The organism is Rhodopseudomonas sp. BR0G17 (genome assembly GCF_010907025.1).
GTDB lineage: Bacteria > Pseudomonadota > Alphaproteobacteria > Rhizobiales > Xanthobacteraceae > Rhodopseudomonas > Rhodopseudomonas palustris_H.
The window spans coordinates 104070-123024 of record NZ_QUML01000006.1 but is presented as its reverse complement, the minus strand read 5'-3'; the positions used below and the strand labels follow the sequence as shown (position 1 = coordinate 123024).

The 18955-nt window shown below is 64.8% G+C and carries 19 protein-coding genes; 1 reads left to right on the top strand and 18 read right to left on the bottom strand.

Annotated features, from left to right (window positions below):
- Positions 1 to 5 precede the first annotated feature (5 nt).
- From DY467_RS07140 to DY467_RS07055, 18 genes are read right to left on the bottom strand one after another with little or no spacing between them, the layout of a single operon-like run.
- Positions 6 to 1676: a ribonuclease J gene (locus DY467_RS07140; RefSeq protein WP_107344834.1), complete on the bottom strand. Its 1671-nt coding sequence runs from the start codon at positions 1674 to 1676 to the stop codon at positions 6 to 8.
- Entirely contained in the window at positions 1676 to 2482 is an 807-nt protein-coding gene (locus tag DY467_RS07135; RefSeq protein WP_164634870.1) for a biotin--[acetyl-CoA-carboxylase] ligase, read from the bottom strand. Before DY467_RS07135 ends, DY467_RS07140 begins: the two co-directional genes overlap by 1 nt.
- The gene (gene nuoN, locus DY467_RS07130) at positions 2483 to 3922 is read right to left on the bottom strand and encodes an NADH-quinone oxidoreductase subunit NuoN (RefSeq protein ID WP_107344836.1); all 1440 of its coding nucleotides are present in this window, start codon (positions 3920 to 3922) and stop codon (positions 2483 to 2485) included.
- 19 nt (positions 3923 to 3941) lie between these two features.
- Positions 3942 to 5459, bottom strand: coding sequence for an NADH-quinone oxidoreductase subunit M (locus tag DY467_RS07125; RefSeq protein WP_164634868.1), 1518 nt, complete (start codon positions 5457 to 5459; stop codon positions 3942 to 3944).
- Positions 5460 to 7556 (bottom strand): NADH-quinone oxidoreductase subunit L, encoded by a 2097-nt coding sequence (gene nuoL / locus DY467_RS07120; protein WP_164634867.1) that lies wholly within the window; start codon positions 7554 to 7556, stop codon positions 5460 to 5462. It lies immediately after the preceding gene.
- 59 nt (positions 7557 to 7615) lie between these two features.
- Entirely contained in the window at positions 7616 to 7927 is a 312-nt protein-coding gene (gene nuoK, locus DY467_RS07115) for an NADH-quinone oxidoreductase subunit NuoK (protein WP_107344838.1), read from the bottom strand.
- Complete coding sequence (locus DY467_RS07110) at positions 7924 to 8562, bottom strand: NADH-quinone oxidoreductase subunit J (protein WP_107344839.1); 639 nt, start codon at positions 8560 to 8562, stop codon at positions 7924 to 7926. The genes nuoK and DY467_RS07110 overlap by 4 nt, the downstream gene beginning before the upstream one ends.
- Positions 8563 to 8571: 9 nt before the next feature.
- Positions 8572 to 9060, bottom strand: a complete 489-nt coding sequence (gene nuoI, locus DY467_RS07105; protein WP_011158491.1) for an NADH-quinone oxidoreductase subunit NuoI — start codon at positions 9058 to 9060, stop codon at positions 8572 to 8574.
- A 7-nt stretch (positions 9061 to 9067) separates the two neighbouring features.
- Complete coding sequence (gene nuoH, locus DY467_RS07100) at positions 9068 to 10093, bottom strand: NADH-quinone oxidoreductase subunit NuoH (protein ID WP_012496375.1); 1026 nt, start codon at positions 10091 to 10093, stop codon at positions 9068 to 9070.
- 9 nt (positions 10094 to 10102) lie between these two features.
- Entirely contained in the window at positions 10103 to 12178 is a 2076-nt protein-coding gene (gene nuoG, locus DY467_RS07095) for an NADH-quinone oxidoreductase subunit NuoG (RefSeq protein ID WP_164634865.1), read from the bottom strand.
- A gap of 5 nt (positions 12179 to 12183) precedes the next feature.
- Entirely contained in the window at positions 12184 to 13509 is a 1326-nt protein-coding gene (gene nuoF / locus DY467_RS07090; RefSeq protein ID WP_107344841.1) for an NADH-quinone oxidoreductase subunit NuoF, read from the bottom strand.
- 18 nt (positions 13510 to 13527) lie between these two features.
- The gene (locus DY467_RS07085) at positions 13528 to 13743 is read right to left on the bottom strand and encodes a hypothetical protein (RefSeq protein ID WP_107344842.1); all 216 of its coding nucleotides are present in this window, start codon (positions 13741 to 13743) and stop codon (positions 13528 to 13530) included.
- Complete coding sequence (gene nuoE / locus DY467_RS07080) at positions 13740 to 14489, bottom strand: NADH-quinone oxidoreductase subunit NuoE (RefSeq protein WP_164634863.1); 750 nt, start codon at positions 14487 to 14489, stop codon at positions 13740 to 13742. The genes DY467_RS07085 and nuoE overlap by 4 nt, the downstream gene beginning before the upstream one ends.
- Before the next feature lie 2 nt (positions 14490 to 14491).
- Positions 14492 to 15463: an FkbM family methyltransferase gene (locus tag DY467_RS07075; RefSeq protein WP_107344844.1), complete on the bottom strand. Its 972-nt coding sequence runs from the start codon at positions 15461 to 15463 to the stop codon at positions 14492 to 14494.
- Positions 15460 to 16668 (bottom strand): NADH-quinone oxidoreductase subunit D, encoded by a 1209-nt coding sequence (locus DY467_RS07070; RefSeq protein WP_164634861.1) that lies wholly within the window; start codon positions 16666 to 16668, stop codon positions 15460 to 15462. Before DY467_RS07070 ends, DY467_RS07075 begins: the two co-directional genes overlap by 4 nt.
- Before the next feature lie 51 nt (positions 16669 to 16719).
- Positions 16720 to 17334 carry an NADH-quinone oxidoreductase subunit C gene (locus DY467_RS07065; RefSeq protein WP_107344846.1) on the bottom strand — a complete coding sequence of 205 codons (615 nt, stop codon included), beginning with the start codon at positions 17332 to 17334 and terminating at the stop codon, positions 16720 to 16722.
- 13 nt (positions 17335 to 17347) lie between these two features.
- Positions 17348 to 17965 carry a NuoB/complex I 20 kDa subunit family protein gene (locus DY467_RS07060; protein WP_408018706.1) on the bottom strand — a complete coding sequence of 206 codons (618 nt, stop codon included), beginning with the start codon at positions 17963 to 17965 and terminating at the stop codon, positions 17348 to 17350.
- Positions 17956 to 18321: an NADH-quinone oxidoreductase subunit A gene (locus DY467_RS07055; protein ID WP_011158501.1), complete on the bottom strand. Its 366-nt coding sequence runs from the start codon at positions 18319 to 18321 to the stop codon at positions 17956 to 17958. Before DY467_RS07055 ends, DY467_RS07060 begins: the two co-directional genes overlap by 10 nt.
- 311 nt (positions 18322 to 18632) lie before the next feature.
- Here DY467_RS07055 and DY467_RS07050 point away from each other — a divergent pair, with 311 nt between their 5' ends.
- Positions 18633 to 18827 (top strand): hypothetical protein, encoded by a 195-nt coding sequence (locus DY467_RS07050; protein ID WP_107355922.1) that lies wholly within the window; start codon positions 18633 to 18635, stop codon positions 18825 to 18827.
- The last annotated feature ends 128 nt before the right edge of the window (positions 18828 to 18955 follow it).

Below are 18955 nucleotides of genomic sequence, written 5' to 3'. Positions count from 1 at the left end.
TTATCTCAAACCGTCAGCACGTGCACCGTGCACAAAGGTTTCTTGCCCCATTCTGCCTGAACGATCGAGCGGACCGTGCGTCGCACCGATTCCGCCACCGAGTCCGGGTCGCGTCGCCGCGCTCGCGGCAGCCCCTCGACGGTGGCAACCACGGCATCGAACACGATGTCTTCGAGCGGCTCGCCCGCGGTGTTGTTCTCCGGCATGCCCACCAGATCGACCTCGGGATCGTCGGCCAGTTCGCCGGCCTCGGTCAGCGCCAGCGCCACGAAGGCACAGCCGGCGAACGCCATCTTGCGGCGCTCGACCACGGCGCGAGAGGTGTCCTGCTCGAGGATGGTGCCGTCTTTGTACAGCCGGCCCGACGGCAGTTGATCGATCACCGCCGGATCGCCCGGTCCGAGACGGATCAGGTCGCCGTTGCGGCAGGTCATCACCTTGGGCACGCCCATCTGCCGCGCCAGCTTGGCGTGTGCGTTCAGATGCAGCGCTTCGCCGTGCACCGGGATCAAGAGCTGCGGCCGCACCCAGGAGATCATCTCGCGCAGTTCGTCACGGCGCGGATGGCCCGAGACATGGACGAGGTGATCGCGATCGGTGATCACTTCGATGCCCTGCGTCACCAGCCCGTTGATGATGCTGCCGACCGCCTTCTCGTTGCCCGGAATCGTGCGCGACGAGAAGATCACGCAGTCGCCCTTGTTGAGGGTGATTTCGGGATGGTCGTCTCTGGCGATCCGCGCCAGCGCGGCGCGCGGCTCGCCCTGGCTGCCGGTGCACAGCGCCAGCACCTTGTCGGGCGGAAAGTGCCCGTAATACTCGGGCCCGCGGAAACTCTGCACGCCGTCGAGATGCCCGGTCTCGCGCGCGACCTGCGCAACGCGGTCCATCGCGCGTCCGACCAGAACAACCTCGCGCCCGGCCGCCTTCGCCGCATCGGCGACGGCACGGATGCGACCGACATTGGATGCGAAGGTCGTCACCGCGACGCGGCCCTTCGCCGACTTGATCAGGCCGGCGAGCGAAACTGCAACTTCAGCTTCGGACGGCGAGCGGCCGTCGCGCACCGCATTGGTGGAGTCGCCGATCAGCGCGAGCACGCCTTCGTCGCCGAGCTGACGCAGTCGTGCTTCGTCGGTCGGCGGACCGACGACGGGCGTCGGATCGATCTTCCAGTCGCCGGTATGCAGCACGGTGCCGACCGAGGTGCGGATCGCCAGCGCGTGGCTTTCCGGAATCGAATGCGCCACCGGGATGAACTCGACGCTGAACGGACCGAGATCGATGGTGCCGCCCGACGGCACTTCGGTGATCGGGATCTTCAGCGTGGTGCGTTCAGCCGCCAGCTTGGCGGCGAACAGCGAGGCGCTGAATTTGGTGGCGTAGATCGGGCAGCCGAGCTTCGGCCACAGATCGATGATCGCGCCGAAATGATCCTCGTGCGCATGGGTCAGCACCAGGCCGACGAGGTTCTTCTTCTCTTTTTCCAGGAAGCGGATGTCCGGCATGATCAAATCAATGCCGGGCAGATGCTCCTCGTCGCCGAACGACACGCCGAGGTCGACCGCCAGCCAGCTCCGCTGAGCGCGATTGCCGAGACCGTAGATCGACAGGTTCATGCCGATCTCGCCAACGCCGCCGAGCGGCGCAAATGTAAACTCGTCCGGACGGGCCATCACGCCGCTCCCATTGATGCGACGCCTTTGAAATACACGTCACCGGCCGAAACCGGCACCCTTCTTCCGTCGGTGGTGCGCACGATCAGACAGCCGGTGTCGTCGATGCTGTCGAACACGCCCTCGAGCGCGCTGTCGCCCGACCGGATCGACACCGGTTCGCCGAGACCGGCGGCGCGCTCCAGCCAGCGCCGACGAATCTCGGGAAAGCCGCGGCCGTCGTCCCAGATGCCGCGCAGCTCGATCCAGGCGTCGGACAGCGCCGCGAACAGATCCTCGGCGCTCACCGAGATGCCGAGGTCGTGCAGCGAGGCCGCCGGATACGGCGTATCGGTCGGCGCCGCGATGACGTTGGTGCCGATGCCGACCACCACAGCGAGGCGATCACCGACGTTCTCGGCTTCGAGCAGAATGCCGGCGAGCTTCTTGCCCGACGCCAGCACGTCGTTCGGCCATTTCAGCCGGAAACCAAAATCGATCCCTGAGCGCGCCCGCGCTTCCAGACTGACCTGCTGCAGCGCGGCTTCGAGCGCCAGCCCGGCAGCGAAGCCGAGCGTCGCCGCGGTGCCGGGCGGCACTCGCATGACTTCGAGAACGCTGCTGGCGAGATTGCCCCGCGGCGCGATCCAGGCGCGCTGGCGGCGGCCACGGCCGGCGGTCTGCTCGGTGGTGACGAACCACATCGGGCCCACCTCGCCTGCTCGCGCGCTGGTCAGCGCCTCGGCATTGGTCGAGCCCGTGGAATCGAAAGCGGCGAGCCTATAGCCCGCCGCTGCCGCCTTTGATCCGAGATGCAGCGCTGTCATTTAGAACAGCGACTTGGCTGCCGCTGTTGCTGCGTTCACCAGCGGTGCCGGGTAGACGAAGAACAGCATATTGAACAGGCCGGCGACCATCAGGACGCCGCGCAGCTCCGGCCGCACCGGATCGACGCCCGGCGCCGGCTCGTCGAAGTACATCACCTTGACGATGGCGAGATAGTAGTAGGCACCCACCACGCTGGTGACGACGCCGACCACAGCCAGCACGAACATGCCAGCCTTGATCGCGGCCATGAACACGTAGAACTTGGCGAAGAACCCGGCGAGCGGCGGGATGCCGGCGAACGAGAACAGCAGCATCGCGAAGAAGAACGCCAGCGGAGGATTGGTCCGCGACAGGCCAGCGAAGTCGCTGATGTTCTCGACGTGCATGCCGTTGCGACGCATCGCCAGGATCACCGCGAACGCGCCCAGCGTCATCGCCACATAGATCGAGATGTAGACGATCACGCCCTGCGCGCCTTCGACCGTGCCAGCCGACAGGCCGACCAGCGCGAAGCCGATATTGGCAATCGCCGAATACGCCATCAGGCGCTTGATGTTCTTCTGGCCGATCGCCGCGAACGAGCCTAGCGCCATCGAAGCGATCGCCACGAAGATCACGATCTGCTGCCACTGCGGCGCGATGCTCGGGAACGCCGTCAGCGTGACGCGGGTGAAGATCGCGATGCCCGCCACCTTCGGCGCCGAGGCGAAGAACGCAGTGACCGGGGTCGGCGCACCTTCATAAACGTCCGGCGTCCACATGTGGAACGGCACCGCCGAGACCTTGAAGCACAGCCCGGCGAGCAAGAACACGAGGCCGAACACCAGGCCGACATTGCCGTCCTTGGCCGCAGCCGCAATGCCCGAAAACTGCACCGTGCCGGTGAAGCCGTAGATCAGCGAGGCGCCGTACAGCAGCATGCCCGACGACAGCGCGCCGAGCACGAAGTACTTCATGCCGGCTTCGTTCGACTTGGCATCCTGACGGTTGCTGGCCGCAACCACGTAGAGCGCAAGGCTCATCAGCTCGAGGCCGAGATACAGCATGATCAGGTCGCCGGCCGAGATCAGCAGCAGCATGCCGGCGGACGACAGCAACACCAGGATGGCGTATTCGAACATCCGCCGCGTCGGATGAGTCAGCACTTCGAGCGACAGGATCAGCGTCACGGCCGAGCCGATAAGCGCCAGCACCTTCAGGAAGCGGGCGAAGTCGTCGACGATGAAGCTGCCTCCGAAGGTGACCAGCTTGCCGGCCGGCAGCGCGAACAGTTCCAGCGCGCCGGTGGCGACCAGCAGCAGGATCGCCAGCACCGTGACGGTGCCGGTGGCCTTCGGCCCACGATAGGCGCCGAGCATCAGGAGCAGCATCGCCCCCACCACCAGAACCAGTTCCGGCAGGATCGGAAGCAGCGGGTAACCGGCTGTTTCAAAGTTCATCTGGATCAGTCCTTGCCGGTCAAGGCAGCGCCGCTGCCTTCACGGCAGTCACGGCGGCGGCGTAGTTGTTGACGAGTTGCTGAACGGAGGCGGCCGAAATGTCGAGAACCGGCTTCGGATAGAAGCCGAACAGGATCGTCAGAACCACCAGCGGCGCCATCATCAGACCTTCGCGCCAGGTCAGATCCTTGATGCTGGCGAGCGCCGGCTTGGTCATCGCCCCGAACACCACCTTGCGATACAGCCACAGCGCGTAGCCGGCCGACAGGATCACGCCGGTGGTCGCCAGCGTCGCGGTCGGGATGTTGACGCGGAAGGTACCGAGCAGCGTCAGGAATTCACCGATGAACCCGGAGGTGCCGGGCAGACCGACATTGGCCATGGTGAACACCATGAACACCAGCGCGTACAGCGGCATCCGGTTGACCAAGCCGCCATAGGCGGCGATCTCGCGGGTGTGCATCCGGTCGTAGACGACGCCGACGCAGAGGAACAGCGCGCCCGACACGATGCCGTGGCTGATCATCTGGAACACCGCGCCGGCAACGCCCTGGGTGGTGCCGGAGAAGATGCCCATGGTGACGAAGCCCATATGCGCGACTGAGGAGTACGCAATCAGCTTCTTGATGTCCTCCTGCATCAGCGCGACCAGCGAGGTGTAGATGATCGCGATCACCGACAGGGTGTAGATCAGCGGCGCGAAATACACCGAGGCGTCGGGGAACATCGGCAGCGAGAACCGCAGGAAGCCGTAGCCACCCATCTTCAGCAGGATCGCGGCCAGCACGACCGAACCTGCTGTCGGCGCTTCGACGTGCGCGTCCGGCAGCCAAGTGTGCACCGGCCACATCGGCATCTTCACCGCGAACGAAGCGAAGAACGCCAGCCACGCCCAGGTCTGCAGTCCGCTCGGCACCGAGGTGCGCATCAGGGTCGGAATGTCGGTGGTGCCGGCGTTCCAGTACAGCGCCATGATCGCCAGCAGCATCAGCACCGAGCCGAGCAGCGTGTACAGGAAGAACTTGAACGAAGCATACACCCGGCGCGGACCACCCCAGATGCCGATGATCAGGAACATCGGGATCAGGCCGCCTTCGAAGAACAGATAGAACAGCACCAGATCCAGCGCCGAGAAGGTGCCGATCATCAGCGTTTCGAGGATCAGGAACGCGATCATGTATTCGCGCACCCGCACTGTCACCGAGCGCCAGCTCGCGATGATGCAGAACGGCATGATCGCGGTGGTCAGGATCACCAGCGGCAGCGATATGCCGTCGACCCCCATGTGATAGGTGATGGTGTTGCCGAGCCAGGGCGCCTTTTCGACGAACTGGAAGCCCGGGTTGGCGGGATCGAAGTGCCACACCAGCAGCAGCGACACCGCGAAGGTGATCAGCGTGGTCCACAGCGAGATCCAGCGGGCGTTACGTCGCGCCGCCTCGTCCTCGCCGCGGGCGAGATAGACCAGTGCCGCACCGAGCACCGGCAGGAACGTAACGACCGACAGCACCGGCCAGGTCATGATCGAAGCCGACATTTACCGGCCCCCCAAGCCGAGGATGAACCAGGTGATCAGACCGGCCACGCCGATCAGCATCGCGAATGCGTAGTGGTAGAGGTAGCCGGTCTGCATCCGGACCACCCCGCGGGTGACGTCGAGCACCCGGGCGGAGATGCCGTCGGGGCCGAAGCCGTCGATCAGCATGCCATCGCCCTTCTTCCAGAGCTGGCGGCCAATCCACTTCGCCGGACGCACGAAGATGATCTCGTACAATTCGTCGAAGTACCACTTGTTGAGCAGGAACTGGTAGAGCAGCCGATGCTGGCTGGCGAGCTCCATCGGGATATCCGGGCGCCGGATGTAGAAGAACCAGGACACCAGGAAGCCCACCACCATCATCACCGTCGGCAGCAGCGCAATCCAGGCCGGGATGTGGTGCATCTCTTCGATGATGTGCGGGTGCATCTTCAGCGACGAGCGGAAGAACTCCTCGATGCCGTGACCGGCGAACAGCTCCTTGAACGGATAGCCGGCCGCCAGCGCGCCGAAAGCGAGCACGAACAGCGGGATCGTCATCACCAGCGGGCTCTCATGCGCCGCCTCGTAATGCTTCCGATCATGCGGCTCGCCGTGGAACGTCTTGAACACCAGGCGCCACGAATAGAACGAGGTCAGCAACGCAGCGACCACGGTCATCAGGAAGCCGTAGAACGCCAGCGGGTTCTTCGAGACGAACGCCGCCTCGATGATCGCGTCCTTCGAGAAGTAGCCGGCGGTCAGCGGGAAGCCGGTCAGCGCCAGGGTGCCGATCAGCATTACGCCGTAGGTGAACGGGATGCGGTCCTTCAGGCCACCCATGTTGCGGATGTCCTGCTCGTGATGCATCGCGTGGATCACCGAGCCGGCGCCCAAGAACAGCAGCGCCTTGAAGAAGGCGTGCGTGAACAGGTGGAACATGCCGACCGAGTAAGCGCCCGCCCCCATCGCCACGAACATGTAGCCGAGCTGCGAACAGGTCGAATACGCAACGATCCGCTTGATGTCGTTCTGGACGAGACCAATCGTCGCCGCGAAGAATGCGGTGGTGGCGCCGAAGAACATCACCACGGCCTGGGCGTTCGGGGCGAGTTCGAACAGCGGCGACATCCGCGCCACCATGAACACGCCGGCGGTGACCATGGTCGCGGCGTGGATCAGCGCCGACACCGGAGTCGGGCCTTCCATCGCGTCCGGCAGCCAGGTGTGCAGCAAGAACTGCGCCGACTTGCCCATCGCACCCATGAACAGCATCAGGCAGGCCAGCGTCAGCGCGTCGGCGTGCCAGCCGAAGAAGTTGATGGTCTTGCCGGTGAGGCCCGGCGCCGCCGAGAAGATGGTGTCGAAATCGGTCGAGCCGACCAACACGAACACCGTGAAGATGCCGAGCAGGAACCCGAAGTCGCCGACGCGGTTGACCACGAAGGCCTTGATGGCGGCGGCGTTGGCCGACGGCTTCTGGTACCAGAACCCGATCAGCAGGTAGCTCGCCAGACCGACGCCTTCCCAGCCGAAGAACAGCTGCAGCAGGTTGTCGGCGGTCACCAGCATCAGCATCGCGAAGGTGAACAGCGACAGATAGCCGAAGAACCGCGGCCGATGCGGATCTTCGTGCATGTAGCCGATCGAATACAGGTGGACGAGCGACGACACCGTCGTCACCACCACCAGCATTACTGCGGTGAGCGTGTCGACACGCAGCGCCCAGGCGACCTGCAGCTCGCCGGAATTGATCCACGGCAACAACGCCACGCGTGAATCGTGGTGCATGAAGCCGACTTCGACCAGCGTCACCCAGGACAGCGCGCAGGAAATCAGCAGCAGCGTCGTGGTGACGATCTCGGCGAGACGCGAGCCGGCGGCGGCCGGTTCGACCGGACCGTGAGCGTGATCGTCGTGCGCGTGGTCGTCGTGACCGTGAGCCTCATGCGCGTGAGCGTCATGACCGTGCGCCGCGTGGCCATGGGCGTCGTGGCCGTGATCATCGTGATGCTCGACGGTGTCGCCGCTCGGGTTGCGGGCGTGGGCGCCCACCAGCGCAATGACGGCCGCGATCAGCGCGCCGACAAGCGGCAGGAATACGATAGCCTGGATCATGCGCGCGCCTTCAGCCCCCCGGACATGCCGTCAATCCGCAAACGATTGCCGATCATGCCCTAGCCCTTCATCAAGTTGATATCTTGCACCGCGATGGTGCCGCGGTTGCGGAAGAACACCACCAGCACCGCGAGGCCGATCGCGGCCTCCGCGGCGGCGACGGTGAGCACCAGCAGCGCGTAAACCTGGCCGACGATGTCGTTCAGGTAGATCGAGAACGCCACCAGGTTGATGTTGACGGCGAGCAGCATCAGCTCGATCGACATCAGGATGATGATGACGTTCTTGCGGTTCAGGAAGATGCCGAGCGTGCCGAGCGTGAACAGCACCGCGGCGACCGACAGGAAATGGCCGAGACCGATCTCGTTCATCGCACCCACTCCGCAGCATCGTTGTCGGACAGGCCCTGCCCCGGCTTGACGTGGCGGATCGCCATCGCCGTCTCCTTGGAGCGGGCGTTCTGCGCGGCGATATCCTGCCGCTTGACCTTCTTCTTGTGACGCAGCGTCAGCACGATTGCGCCGACCATCGCCACCAGCAGCACCATGCCCGACACCTGGAAGTAGTGGATGTAGCGGGTATAGAGCACGAGGCCGAGCGCCTCGGTGTTGGACACGCCGGTCGGGATCGGCGACGTCACCGCCTTGGTCACGGTCGGGCTGATCACCCAGCCGCCGGCCAGCAGCAATAGCTCGGCCAGGAAGATGAAGCCGATCAACAGGCCGAACGGCAGATATTCGAGGAAACCTTCGCGAAGCTGGCTGTAATCGACATCCAGCATCATGATCACGAACAGGAACAGCACCGCGACGGCGCCGACATAGACCACGATCAGGATCATCGCCAGGAATTCGGCCCCCATCAGCACGAACATGCCGGCGGCGTTGACGAACACCAGGATCAGGAACAGCGCGGAGTGCACCGGGTTGCGGGCGACCACGACCATCACCGCGGCAGCGATCGCCACCCCGGCGTAGAGATAGAAGAACAGGACGGGCATCGACATGGCGTCAGCTCACCGGTACGGCGCGTCGAGGGAGATGGCCTTGGCGATTTCGCGTTCCCAGCGGTCGCCGTTGGCCAGCAGGCGGGCCTTGTCGTAGTACAATTCTTCGCGGGTCTCGGTGGCGAACTCGAAGTTCGGTCCCTCGACGATCGCGTCGACCGGGCACGCCTCCTGGCAGAACCCGCAATAGATGCACTTCACCATGTCGATGTCGTAGCGCACCGTGCGGCGGGTGCCGTCGTTGCGGCGCGGGCCGGCCTCGATGGTGATCGCCTGCGCGGGGCACACCGCCTCGCACAGCTTGCAGGCGATGCAGCGCTCCTCGCCGTTGGGATAACGGCGCAGCGCGTGCTCGCCGCGGAACCGCGGAGAGATCGGGTTCTTCTCGAAAGGATAATTGATCGTCGGCTTCGGTTTGAAGAAGTAGCGCATGGCGAGGAAAAACGCCGATACGAACTCGGTCAGAAGCAGCGAACGGGCGGTAGCGGTGACGTTCATCGAAGCCTCATTTCGGTGCCAGGCCGGCGAACTGCAGGACCGACGCCACGATCACCACCATCGCCAGCGACAGCGGCAGGAACACCTTCCAGCCCAGCCGCATCAACTGGTCGTAGCGGTAGCGCGGCACGATCGCCTTCGCCATCGCGAACAGGAAGAACATGAACAGCAGCTTCAGCGAGAACCAGACGATGCCCGGCACCCAGGTGAAGGGCGCGTAAGGCACCGGCGGCAACCATCCGCCGAGGAACAGGATCGTGCCCATCGCGCACATCGTGACGATCGCCACGTACTCGCCGAGCATGAACAGCAGATACGGGGTCGACGAGTATTCGACCATGAAGCCGGCGACCAGTTCCGACTCCGCTTCGACGAGGTCGAACGGCGGGCGGTTGGTTTCGGCCAGCGCCGAGACGTAGAACACCACGAACATCGGGAACAGCGGCAGCCAGTACCAGCCGAGCATGCCCCACTTGCCGTCCTGCGCCTCGACGATCGCGGTCAGGTTCAGCGACCCGACGCACAGCAGCACGCAGATCACCACGAAGCCGATCGAGACTTCGTAGGACACCATCTGCGCCGCCGAGCGCAGCGCGGCGAGGAACGGGTACTTCGAGTTCGACGACCAGCCCGCCATGATGATGCCGTACACCGACAGTGACGACACTGCGAGGATGTAGAGCACGCCGACGTTGATGTCGGCGATCACCCAGCCGGCATTCACCGGGATCACCGCCCAGGCCGCGAGCGCCAGCACGCAGGTCACCAGCGGCGCCAGCAGGAACAGGCCCTTGTTGGCGCCGTCCGGAATGGTCGGCTCCTTGAGAACGAACTTCAGCAAGTCGGCGAACGACTGCAGCAGACCCCACGGTCCGACCACGTTCGGGCCGCGACGGATCTGCACCGCCGCCCAGATCTTACGGTCGGCGAGCAGGATGTAGGCGATCGCGATCAGGAGGATGACCAACAGCAGCACGCTCTGCCCGATCACCACGAGCAGCGGCCACAGGTTGGTCGCGAAGAATTCAGCCATGGGTCCCGCCTACTCCGCCGCCGTCAGCAATTGCCCCGACGCAAGGCGGGAACATTCCGCCATCACCGCGGACGCCCGCGCGATCGGGTTGGTCATGTAGAAATCGGCGATCACCGGCTTGAACGGCGTCTTTTCGACGCTGCCGCCGGCGCTCGCCAGCTTGCGCAGATCGGCCGGATCGCCGGCCTCGATTTGATCGACCCGCATCAGATGCGGCACCTCGGCGAACAGCGCCTTGCGCAGCGCCGCCAGCGAGTCATAGGGCAGCTTGGCGCCGACCGCTTCGGACAGCGCCCGCAGGATCGCCCAGTCTTCGCGCGCATCGCCCGGCGGGAACGACGCCCGATTGGCGATCTGCACGCGGCCTTCGGTGTTGACGTAGATGCCGGACTTCTCGGTGTAAGCGGCGCCCGGCAGGATCACGTCGGCACGGTGCGCGCCGCGATCGCCATGGGTGCCGATGTAAACCACGAACGCGCCGTCCGGCACCTTGACCTCGTCGGCGCCCAGCGAAAACAGCACGTCGACGCCGCCGGCCGTCGCCATCTCCGCCGCGCCCAGCCCGCCCGCTCCCGGCACGAAGCCGATGTCGAGCGCGCCGACGCTGGAGGCCGCCGGATGCAGCACCGCAAAGCCGTTCCAGCCATCGTCGAGCGCGCCGACGTCGGCGGCAAGCTTGGCCGCCAGCGACAGGATCGCCGCGCCGTCGCGACGCGCGGTCGCCGCCGCGCCGACCAGGATGATCGGGCGCTTGGCGTTCTTCAGCGTCTCGGCGAAGCCGAGCTTGCCGGCGATCAGATCGTTCAGCGTGTCGGTGCCGGCGCCGAGATAATCGTAGTGATAGGTCAGCTCGGCCTGATCGCCGATCACGCCGATCGGCATGCCGCTGGCCCGCCAGCGCTTACGGATGCGGGCATTGAGGATTGCCGCTTCCTTGCGCGGATCGGAGCCGATGATCAGCACCGCATCGGCCTGCTCGATGCCGACGATGCCCGGATTGAAGATGTAGCTGGCGCGGCCGGCCTTCGGATCGAACGCCGCGACGTTCTGTGCCGCAACGTTGGTCGAGCCGAGCTTGGCGAGCAGCTGCTTCAGCGCGAACATCTCTTCGACCGCGGCGAGATCGCCGGCGATCGCGCCGATCTTCTTGGCCGAGGTGCCGTCGAGCTTGGCCTTGATCGCGGCGAACGCCTGCTGCCAGCTTGCCGGCTTCAGCTTGCCGCCCTCACGAACGTAAGGCCGGTCGAGCCGCTGCGTGCGCAGGCCGTCGACGACGTGGCGGGTCTTGTCGGAGATCCACTCCTCGTTGATCGCCTCGTTGACGCGCGGCAGGATGCGCATCACTTCGCGGCCGCGAGTATCGACGCGGATCGCCGAACCGACGCCGTCCATCACGTCGACCGACTGGGTCTTGCCGAGCTCCCAGGGCCGCGCCGCAAAGGCGTACGGCTTGGACGTCAGGGCACCGACCGGGCAGATGTCGACCAAGTTGCCCTGCAGCTCCGAGGTCAGCGCCCGCTCGAGATAAGTGGTGATCTCCATATCCTCGCCGCGACCGATCGCGCCCATTTCCGGCACGCCGCAGATCTCCGCCGCAAAGCGCACGCAGCGGGTGCACTGGATGCAGCGGGTCATCGAGGTCTTGACCAGCACCCCGAGATACTTGTCCTCGACCGCGCGCTTGTTCTCGGCGAACCGGCTCTGGTCGACGCCGTAGCCCATCGCCTGGTCCTGCAGGTCGCACTCGCCGCCCTGATCGCAGATCGGGCAGTCGAGCGGATGGTTGATCAGCAGGAACTCCATCACGCCTTCGCGTGCCTTCTTGACCATCGGCGATTTGGTCGAGATCTCCGGCGGCTCGCCGTTCGGACCCGGGCGGCAGTCGCGCACGCCCCAGGCGCAGCTCGCCACCGGCTTCGGCGTGCCCTTCAGCTCGACCAGGCACATCCGGCAATTGCCGGCGATCGACAGACGCTCGTGGTAACAGAACCGCGGAATTTCGGCGCCGGCGGACTCACAGGCCTGCAGCAGCGTGTACTCCGGCGGAACTTCGACTTCCTTGCCGTCGACGATGATCTTGATCATGGCAGTCACTCCGCCGCTTGCATGTGCGCCGGATCGAGCACGCCCTGATCGTCGAGCGTGGCCTTGCGCGAGAAGTCGTCGATGCGGCGCTCGATCTCGGGGCGGAAGGCGCGGATCAGGCCCTGGATCGGCCAGGCCGCGGCATCGCCGAGCGCGCAGATGGTGTGGCCTTCGACCTGCTTGGTCACTTCCAGCAACATGTCGATTTCACGCTTGTGGGCGCGGCCTTCGACCATGCGGTCAAGCACGCGCCACATCCAGCCGGTGCCTTCGCGGCACGGCGTGCACTGGCCGCAGCTTTCGTGCTTGAAGAAGTAACTGATGCGCGCGATCGCCGCGACGACATCGGTCGACTTGTCCATCACGATCACGCCGGCGGTGCCGAAGCTCGACTTCACCGCGCGGGTGCCGTCGAAGTCCATGATCAGGTCCTGGCAATCCGCCGCAGGGATCAGCGGGCACGACGCGCCGCCGGGAATGATCGCCAGCAGATTGTCCCAGCCGCCACGAATGCCGCCGCCGTGCTTTTCGATCAGCTCGCGGAACGGAATGCCCATCGCCTCTTCGACGACGCAGGGCGTGTTGACGTGGCCGGAGATGCCGTAAAGCTTGGTCCCAACGTTGTTGGCACGGCCGATCGACGAGAACCACGCCGCACCGCGGCGCAGGATGTCCGGCGCAACCGCGATCGACTCGACGTTGTTCACCGTGGTCGGACAGCCGAACAGACCGACATTCGCCGGGAACGGCGGCTTCAGTCGCGGTTGGCCCTTCTTGCCCTCGAGGCTCTCGAGCAGCGCGGTTTCTTCACCGCAGATGTAAGCGCCGGCGCCGTGGGCGACGTAGAGGTCAAACGGATAGCCGTGGACGTTGTCCTTGCCGATCAGCTTGGCCTCGTAGGCCTGGTCGATCGCCGCCTGCAGCCGCTCGCGCTCGCGGATGAACTCGCCGCGCACGTAGATGTAGCCGGTGTGGGCGCCCATCGCGCAGCCCGCGACCAGACAGCCCTCGACCAGCGTGTGCGGGTCGTGGCGCATGATCTCGCGGTCTTTGCAGGTGCCGGGTTCGGACTCGTCGGCGTTGACGACCAGATAGCTCGGCCGGCCGTCGGCATTGTCCTTCGGCATGAAGGACCACTTCAGGCCGGTCGGGAAGCCTGCGCCGCCGCGGCCGCGCAGGCCCGAAGCCTTCATCTCGTTGATGATCCAGTCGCGGCCCTTGTCGATGATCGCCTTGGTACCTTCCCACGCGCCGCGACGGCGCGCGCCCTTCAGCGTCCAGTCGTCGAGACCGTACAGGTTCCGGAAGATGCGGTCCTTGTCGTCCAGCATGGCTTGCGGCGTTCCCTGTCAGCGTTTGGATTGCATGTAAGCGAGCCCGGTAGCGCAGCCCCCGAAGGTCAGCGCCCAGATCACGCTCGATTGGAGTGTTGCACCGAGCGCGTAGCGCTGCAGCAGAAATATGAACGCTGCGGCGGCGACACCGTGCAGCAGCATGTAAACGGGGATCGGCATGGCTCTCGCGCTTTCCGCGACGGCGCGCCCCACCGGGGCGGGCGTCGTCATGGCGGGTTCTTCTCGGTGGCGTCTGCTGCGGGCGGCTTGGGCGCGGGGCGATCCTGGACGTTGGCAGCCGCCCCCGCCCGCTTCGCCTCGTCATCGGTCAAGGACGGCCCGTTGGCGTCGACCGGCGATACGTTGATACCACCCGTCTTCAGCGTGGTCGGGCCGGTAATCGGTGCCGCGTGCTGCCGGCCATTCTGCGGGCCCGGCGTCGGCGGATTGCCGCTCGCGAAGCCGTCCAGCACCTTGTTCAGCGTCTCGGGCGTCAGGTCTTCGTAGGTGTCCTTCCAGATCTGCACCATCGGCGCGTTTACGCAGGCGCCGGCGCACTCGACCTCCTCCCAGGAGAAGTCGCCGTCGGCCGACAGATGGAACGGGTCGTGATGGATCCGGTTCTTGCAGACCTCGATCAGCTCGCCGGCACCGCGCAGCCTGCACGGCGTCGTGCCGCAGACCTGCACATGAGCCTTCTTGCCGACCGGGTTGAGCTGGAACATCGTGTAGAAGGTCGCCACTTCCAGCGCGCGGATATGCGGCATCTGCAGCATGTCGGCGACGGTGCGGATCGCCGCTTCCGGCAGCCAGCCGCCGCACTGTTCCTGCGCCCGCCACATGATCGCGATCACTGCCGAGAACTGCCGGCCCGGCGGATACTTGGTGATTTCCTTCTGCGCCCAGGCGAGATTTTCCGCGGTGAACGCGAAGCTCTCGGGTTGCAGCTCTTTCGGTGCCAGACGACGAACGGACATGCTCAGTTTCTCGCCGAGCGCTGCGCCACGCTCGCATTCAGGTGTTGGATCCGGGCCTGCCAGAACGCGCTTGCGGTTCCGACGACGTTGTAGCCGACATTCGACGCGACCTTGATCCGGTCGAGAATGCCGAGGTCGACTACGGCCTCGTAGCGATTGCTTTGCGGGTCGTACACGACCAGCTTCAGCGGGGTGTGTTCGAGGATGAAGCGCGACACCTTGTGATCGCGGTCGCTGCCGTGCTCTTCGCACAGGATCGCGGTGTCTTCGGCGAGCAGCCGCTCGCCGCCGCGGATCGCGTCGATCTCGACACCCTCGACGTCGAGCTTGACGATGTACTTGCCGCCAAGCGGCAGATGGCCGTCGTCGATCAGATCATCGAGCCGGATCACCGGCACAGTCTCGCCGTCGGCGTCGGGCTTGCCGGCGATGCTGAACGCCTCGTGCTTGGTGCCCGACAGTTTCGCAGTGCCGCGCGCGGCACCGACTGCGCACTTCATCACCGAGAACCGGTTGCCGTTGACCTGCGCATTGTGCGTCAACCGCGCGAAGTTCTGGCTCGACGGTTCGATCGCCAGGGTGCGATGCGCCCCAAATGGCGCGCTCGACACCAGCACCGACCAGTAGCCGTAATTCGCACCGCAATCGACCAGCGTGTAGTCGACGTCGGCGGCGTCGCGGAACAACAGGTCCAGCTCGATCTCGTAAGAGTAATCGCGCTGCAGCAGCTTGCTCCAATAGCCGTCGCCGTAGGGAAACACGAAGGTGGCGTCGGGATTGAGCTTGATCGCGATATCGCGCTCCGGCAGCGCCTTGCGCATCAAATTCGCCGCGGCGTTGTAGCCGCGATACGAGAAGGTCGACGACACCCGCGCGCCCATCACCAGCGCACACGCCGCCATGCGCTCGAGGGCGCCGGCGCCCTCGAGAGCGCCGGTGGCGCGATCAAACTGGATGGGCCCGGGTGCGTTCACCGATCGACCTCTCCGAACACGATGTCGAGCGAGCCGAGGATCGCCGAGACGTCGGCGAGCAGATGGCCGCGGCTGAGGAAGTCCATCGCCTGCAAGTGCGCAAAGCCCGGCGCGCGGATCTTGCACTTGTACGGCTTGTTGGTGCCGTCCGAGACCAGATACACGCCGAACTCGCCCTTCGGCGCTTCGACCGCGGCATAGACTTCGCCGGCCGGGACGTGGAAGCCCTCGGTGTACAGCTTGAAGTGATGGATCAGCGCTTCCATCGACCGCTTCATCTCACCGCGGCGCGGCGGGAAGATCTTGTGGTCGTCGACCACGACGGGCCCCTGCCCGGCCGGGTCGCGCAGCTTGGCGATGCACTGCTTCATGATCCGCACCGCCTGCCGCATCTCTTCCATGCGGATGTGGTAGCGGTCGTAGCAGTCGCCGTTCTTGCCGATCGGCACTTCGAAATCGAGTTCGGCGTAGCACTCGTATGGCTGCGCCTTGCGCAGGTCCCAGGCTGCGCCCGAGCCGCGCACCATCACGCCGGAGAAGCCCCAGGCCCAGGCCTGATCCAGCGTCACCACGCCGATATCGACGTTGCGCTGCTTGAAGATGCGGTTGTCGCTGAGCAGCCGGTCGAGATCGTCGACCACCGCCGGGAATGCGTCGCACCAGGCGTCGATATCGTCGACCAGCTTCGGCGGCAGATCCTGATGCACGCCGCCGACGCGGAAATACGCCGCGTGCATCCGGCTGCCGGATGCGCGCTCGTAAAACATCATCAGCTTTTCGCGCTCTTCGAAGCCCCACAGCGGCGGGGTCAGCGCGCCGACGTCCATCGCCTGCGTGGTGACGTTGAGCAGATGCGACAGGATGCGGCCGATCTCGGCGTACAGCACGCGGATCAGTTGCGCGCGGCGCGGCACCGCGATCCCCAGCAGCTTTTCCACCGCGAGGCAGAACGCGTGCTCCTGGTTCATCGGCGCGACGTAATCGAGCCGATCGAAATACGGAATGGCCTGCAGGTAGGTCTTCTGCTCGATCAGCTTCTCGGTGCCGCGATGCAGAAGGCCGATATGCGGATCGACCCGTTCGACCACCTCGCCGTCGAGCTCCAGCACCAGACGCAGCACGCCGTGCGCCGCCGGATGCTGCGGGCCGAAATTGATGGTGAAGTTGCGGACGCTGGCAGCGTCGGGAGCAGCAGCGTCAGCCATGGAGCGGGCTCCGCGTCAAAGCGAATAGCGAATTACGAACAGCGAACGAGGTCACGACTTCACTCCCGCCTTCTCGTCTCCGGGAAGGACCGGATAGTCAGCCCCTTCCCAGGGCGATAGGAAGTCGAACTTACGGAACTCCTGATTGAGCCGAACCGGCTCGTAGATCACCCGCTTCTGGTCGTCGTCGTAGCGAACCTCGACGAAACCGGTCAGCGGAAAATCCTTGCGCAGCGGATGACCTTCGAAACCATAATCAGTCAGCAGCCGGCGCATATCGGGATGACCGGTGATGATGATGCCGTAGAGGTCGTAGGCTTCGCGCTCGAACCAGTCGGCGCCGGGGAAGACGTCGATGATCGACGGCACCAGCGTGGTCTCGCCGACTTCGGCCTTCACCCGCACCCGCTCGTTCAGCTTCGGCGACAGCAGGTGGTAGACGATCTCGAACCGCTCCGCGCGACCCGGATAATCGACCGCGGTCATGTCGATGAAGCTGATGAAGCGGAAACGCGGATCGTCGCGCAGCAGCCGCATCACCTCCACGATTTTGCCGGCATCGACGGTCAGCGTGAGCTGACCGAACGCGACGGAGTGACCGGTCGCGATTCCCGGCAAGGCGCCGACGATCGTCTGACCCAGGGTGTCGAGCCCGTTGTCGTCCATGAAACAGCCTTCTTCAGCGTTCGATAGTGCCGGTCCGCCGGATTTTCTTCTGCAGCAGCATCACGCCGTACAGCAGCGCTTCGGCGGTGGGCGGACAGCCGGGCACATAGATGTCGATCGGGACGATGCGGTCGCAGCCGCGCACCACGGAATACGAATAGTGATAGTAGCCACCGCCGTTGGCGCACGATCCCATCGAGATCACGTAGCGCGGCTCCGGCATCTGGTCGTAAACCTTGCGCAGCGCCGGGGCCATCTTGTTGGTCAGCGTGCCGGCGACGATCATCACGTCGGACTGACGCGGCGACGCACGCGGCGCGAAGCCGAACCGCTCGGCGTCGTAACGCGGCATCGACAGCTGCATCATCTCGACCGCGCAGCAGGCGAGACCGAACGTCATCCACATCAGCGAGCCGGTGCGCGCCCAGGTGATCAGGTCATCGGTCGCGGCGACGAAGAAGCCCTTGTCGGACAGCTCGCGGTTGACGTTGAGGAAGAACGGATCGTCCGCCCCGACCGGCTTGCCGGTGTTGGGGTCGATGATGCCGGTGGCGGGCCGCGCGATCAGCGGCTGCGCGCCGGTCGGATATTGCGACGGCGTCGGCTGCATCGTTTCAGGCCTCAATCCCATTCCAACGCGCCCTTCTTCCATTCGTAGGCAAAGCCGACGGTCAGGACGCCAAGGAATACCATCATCGACCAGAAGCCGGTCGCGCCCAGCTTGCCGAAGGCGACCGCCCACGGAAACAGAAATGCGACTTCGAGGTCGAAGATGATGAACAGAATGGCGACGAGGTAGAATCTGACGTCGAATTTCATGCGGGCATCGCTGAAAGCATTGAATCCGCATTCATAGGCGGAGAGCTTCTCGGGGTCCGGTTGCTGATACGCCACCGCGAACGGCGCCACCAGCAAAACGAAGCTCAAACCAGCCGCAACGATGATAAAAACGACGATTGGCAGGTAGTTAGACAGAATGCCACTCATCACCCGTTCCCTAACCCCGCGGCTGTTGCGCTGCCGCAGACTCGTTCGCATTTGAATTGTTCTACCGCTTAGCGCAGTGCAACAGGGGGCGCAAGCCAAGCTGTGGCAAGACCGAGGTCCTCGGCGTGAATCCGATCCTCACCTGCACGAATTCGTGACTCATCATTCACAACCGAACTCGTCAACGCGTTAGAAACCATACGCAGCGCGGACGAAACCATTTTCGGAACCGGCGAAACTTTCCTGAAACACACGCAAGGCTATCGTCCGTTTGTCGACGCGGCAACAACAAGCGCCGCGGGGAGGCAGCGATGAACCACTCTTTGCATTCAGCGGATCGTGCGACCCACCTGAAGATCGTGGTGGTGGCTCTCATCGCAGGTATCAGCGTAGCAGCGCTGGGAATTACAGCCCGCACCACCGCAGCCGACAGCCAGACGGCCCAGGTCATCAAGGCCACCAAGCAGATGACCGTCACGGACTCTGGCCGCTCGACAGTGAGATAGCCACACATCCCCGACCGCGCATCAGCGGTAACAGAGGGTTGAGAAGGCCGCCACCTCGGCGGCCTTTTGCATAGCAGCCAGATGCAAACAGCAAGCATTCTCGCGCATCCGCGCCAGCGCGCATCAGT

What these genes read in the sequence shown, in the direction of transcription:
- DY467_RS07140 (WP_107344834.1), bottom strand. Translation starts at nt 1,676, where the DNA reads ATGGCCCGTCCGGACGAGTTTACATTTGCGCCGCTCGGCGGCGTTGGC.
- DY467_RS07135 (WP_164634870.1), bottom strand. Translation starts at nt 2,482, where the DNA reads ATGACAGCGCTGCATCTCGGATCAAAGGCGGCAGCGGCGGGCTATAGG.
- nuoN (WP_107344836.1), bottom strand. Translation starts at nt 3,922, where the DNA reads ATGAACTTTGAAACAGCCGGTTACCCGCTGCTTCCGATCCTGCCGGAA.
- DY467_RS07125 (WP_164634868.1), bottom strand. Translation starts at nt 5,459, where the DNA reads ATGTCGGCTTCGATCATGACCTGGCCGGTGCTGTCGGTCGTTACGTTC.
- nuoL (WP_164634867.1), bottom strand. Translation starts at nt 7,556, where the DNA reads ATGATCCAGGCTATCGTATTCCTGCCGCTTGTCGGCGCGCTGATCGCG.
- nuoK (WP_107344838.1), bottom strand. Translation starts at nt 7,927, where the DNA reads ATGAACGAGATCGGTCTCGGCCATTTCCTGTCGGTCGCCGCGGTGCTG.
- DY467_RS07110 (WP_107344839.1), bottom strand. Translation starts at nt 8,562, where the DNA reads ATGTCGATGCCCGTCCTGTTCTTCTATCTCTACGCCGGGGTGGCGATC.
- nuoI (WP_011158491.1), bottom strand. Translation starts at nt 9,060, where the DNA reads ATGAACGTCACCGCTACCGCCCGTTCGCTGCTTCTGACCGAGTTCGTA.
- nuoH (WP_012496375.1), bottom strand. Translation starts at nt 10,093, where the DNA reads ATGGCTGAATTCTTCGCGACCAACCTGTGGCCGCTGCTCGTGGTGATC.
- nuoG (WP_164634865.1), bottom strand. Translation starts at nt 12,178, where the DNA reads ATGATCAAGATCATCGTCGACGGCAAGGAAGTCGAAGTTCCGCCGGAG.
- nuoF (WP_107344841.1), bottom strand. Translation starts at nt 13,509, where the DNA reads ATGCTGGACGACAAGGACCGCATCTTCCGGAACCTGTACGGTCTCGAC.
- DY467_RS07085 (WP_107344842.1), bottom strand. Translation starts at nt 13,743, where the DNA reads ATGACGACGCCCGCCCCGGTGGGGCGCGCCGTCGCGGAAAGCGCGAGA.
- nuoE (WP_164634863.1), bottom strand. Translation starts at nt 14,489, where the DNA reads ATGTCCGTTCGTCGTCTGGCACCGAAAGAGCTGCAACCCGAGAGCTTC.
- DY467_RS07070 (WP_164634861.1), bottom strand. Translation starts at nt 16,668, where the DNA reads ATGGCTGACGCTGCTGCTCCCGACGCTGCCAGCGTCCGCAACTTCACC.
- DY467_RS07065 (WP_107344846.1), bottom strand. Translation starts at nt 17,334, where the DNA reads ATGGACGACAACGGGCTCGACACCCTGGGTCAGACGATCGTCGGCGCC.
- DY467_RS07060 (WP_408018706.1), bottom strand. Translation starts at nt 17,965, where the DNA reads ATGGGATTGAGGCCTGAAACGATGCAGCCGACGCCGTCGCAATATCCG.
- DY467_RS07055 (WP_011158501.1), bottom strand. Translation starts at nt 18,321, where the DNA reads ATGAGTGGCATTCTGTCTAACTACCTGCCAATCGTCGTTTTTATCATC.
- DY467_RS07050 (WP_107355922.1), top strand. Translation starts at nt 18,633, where the DNA reads ATGAACCACTCTTTGCATTCAGCGGATCGTGCGACCCACCTGAAGATC.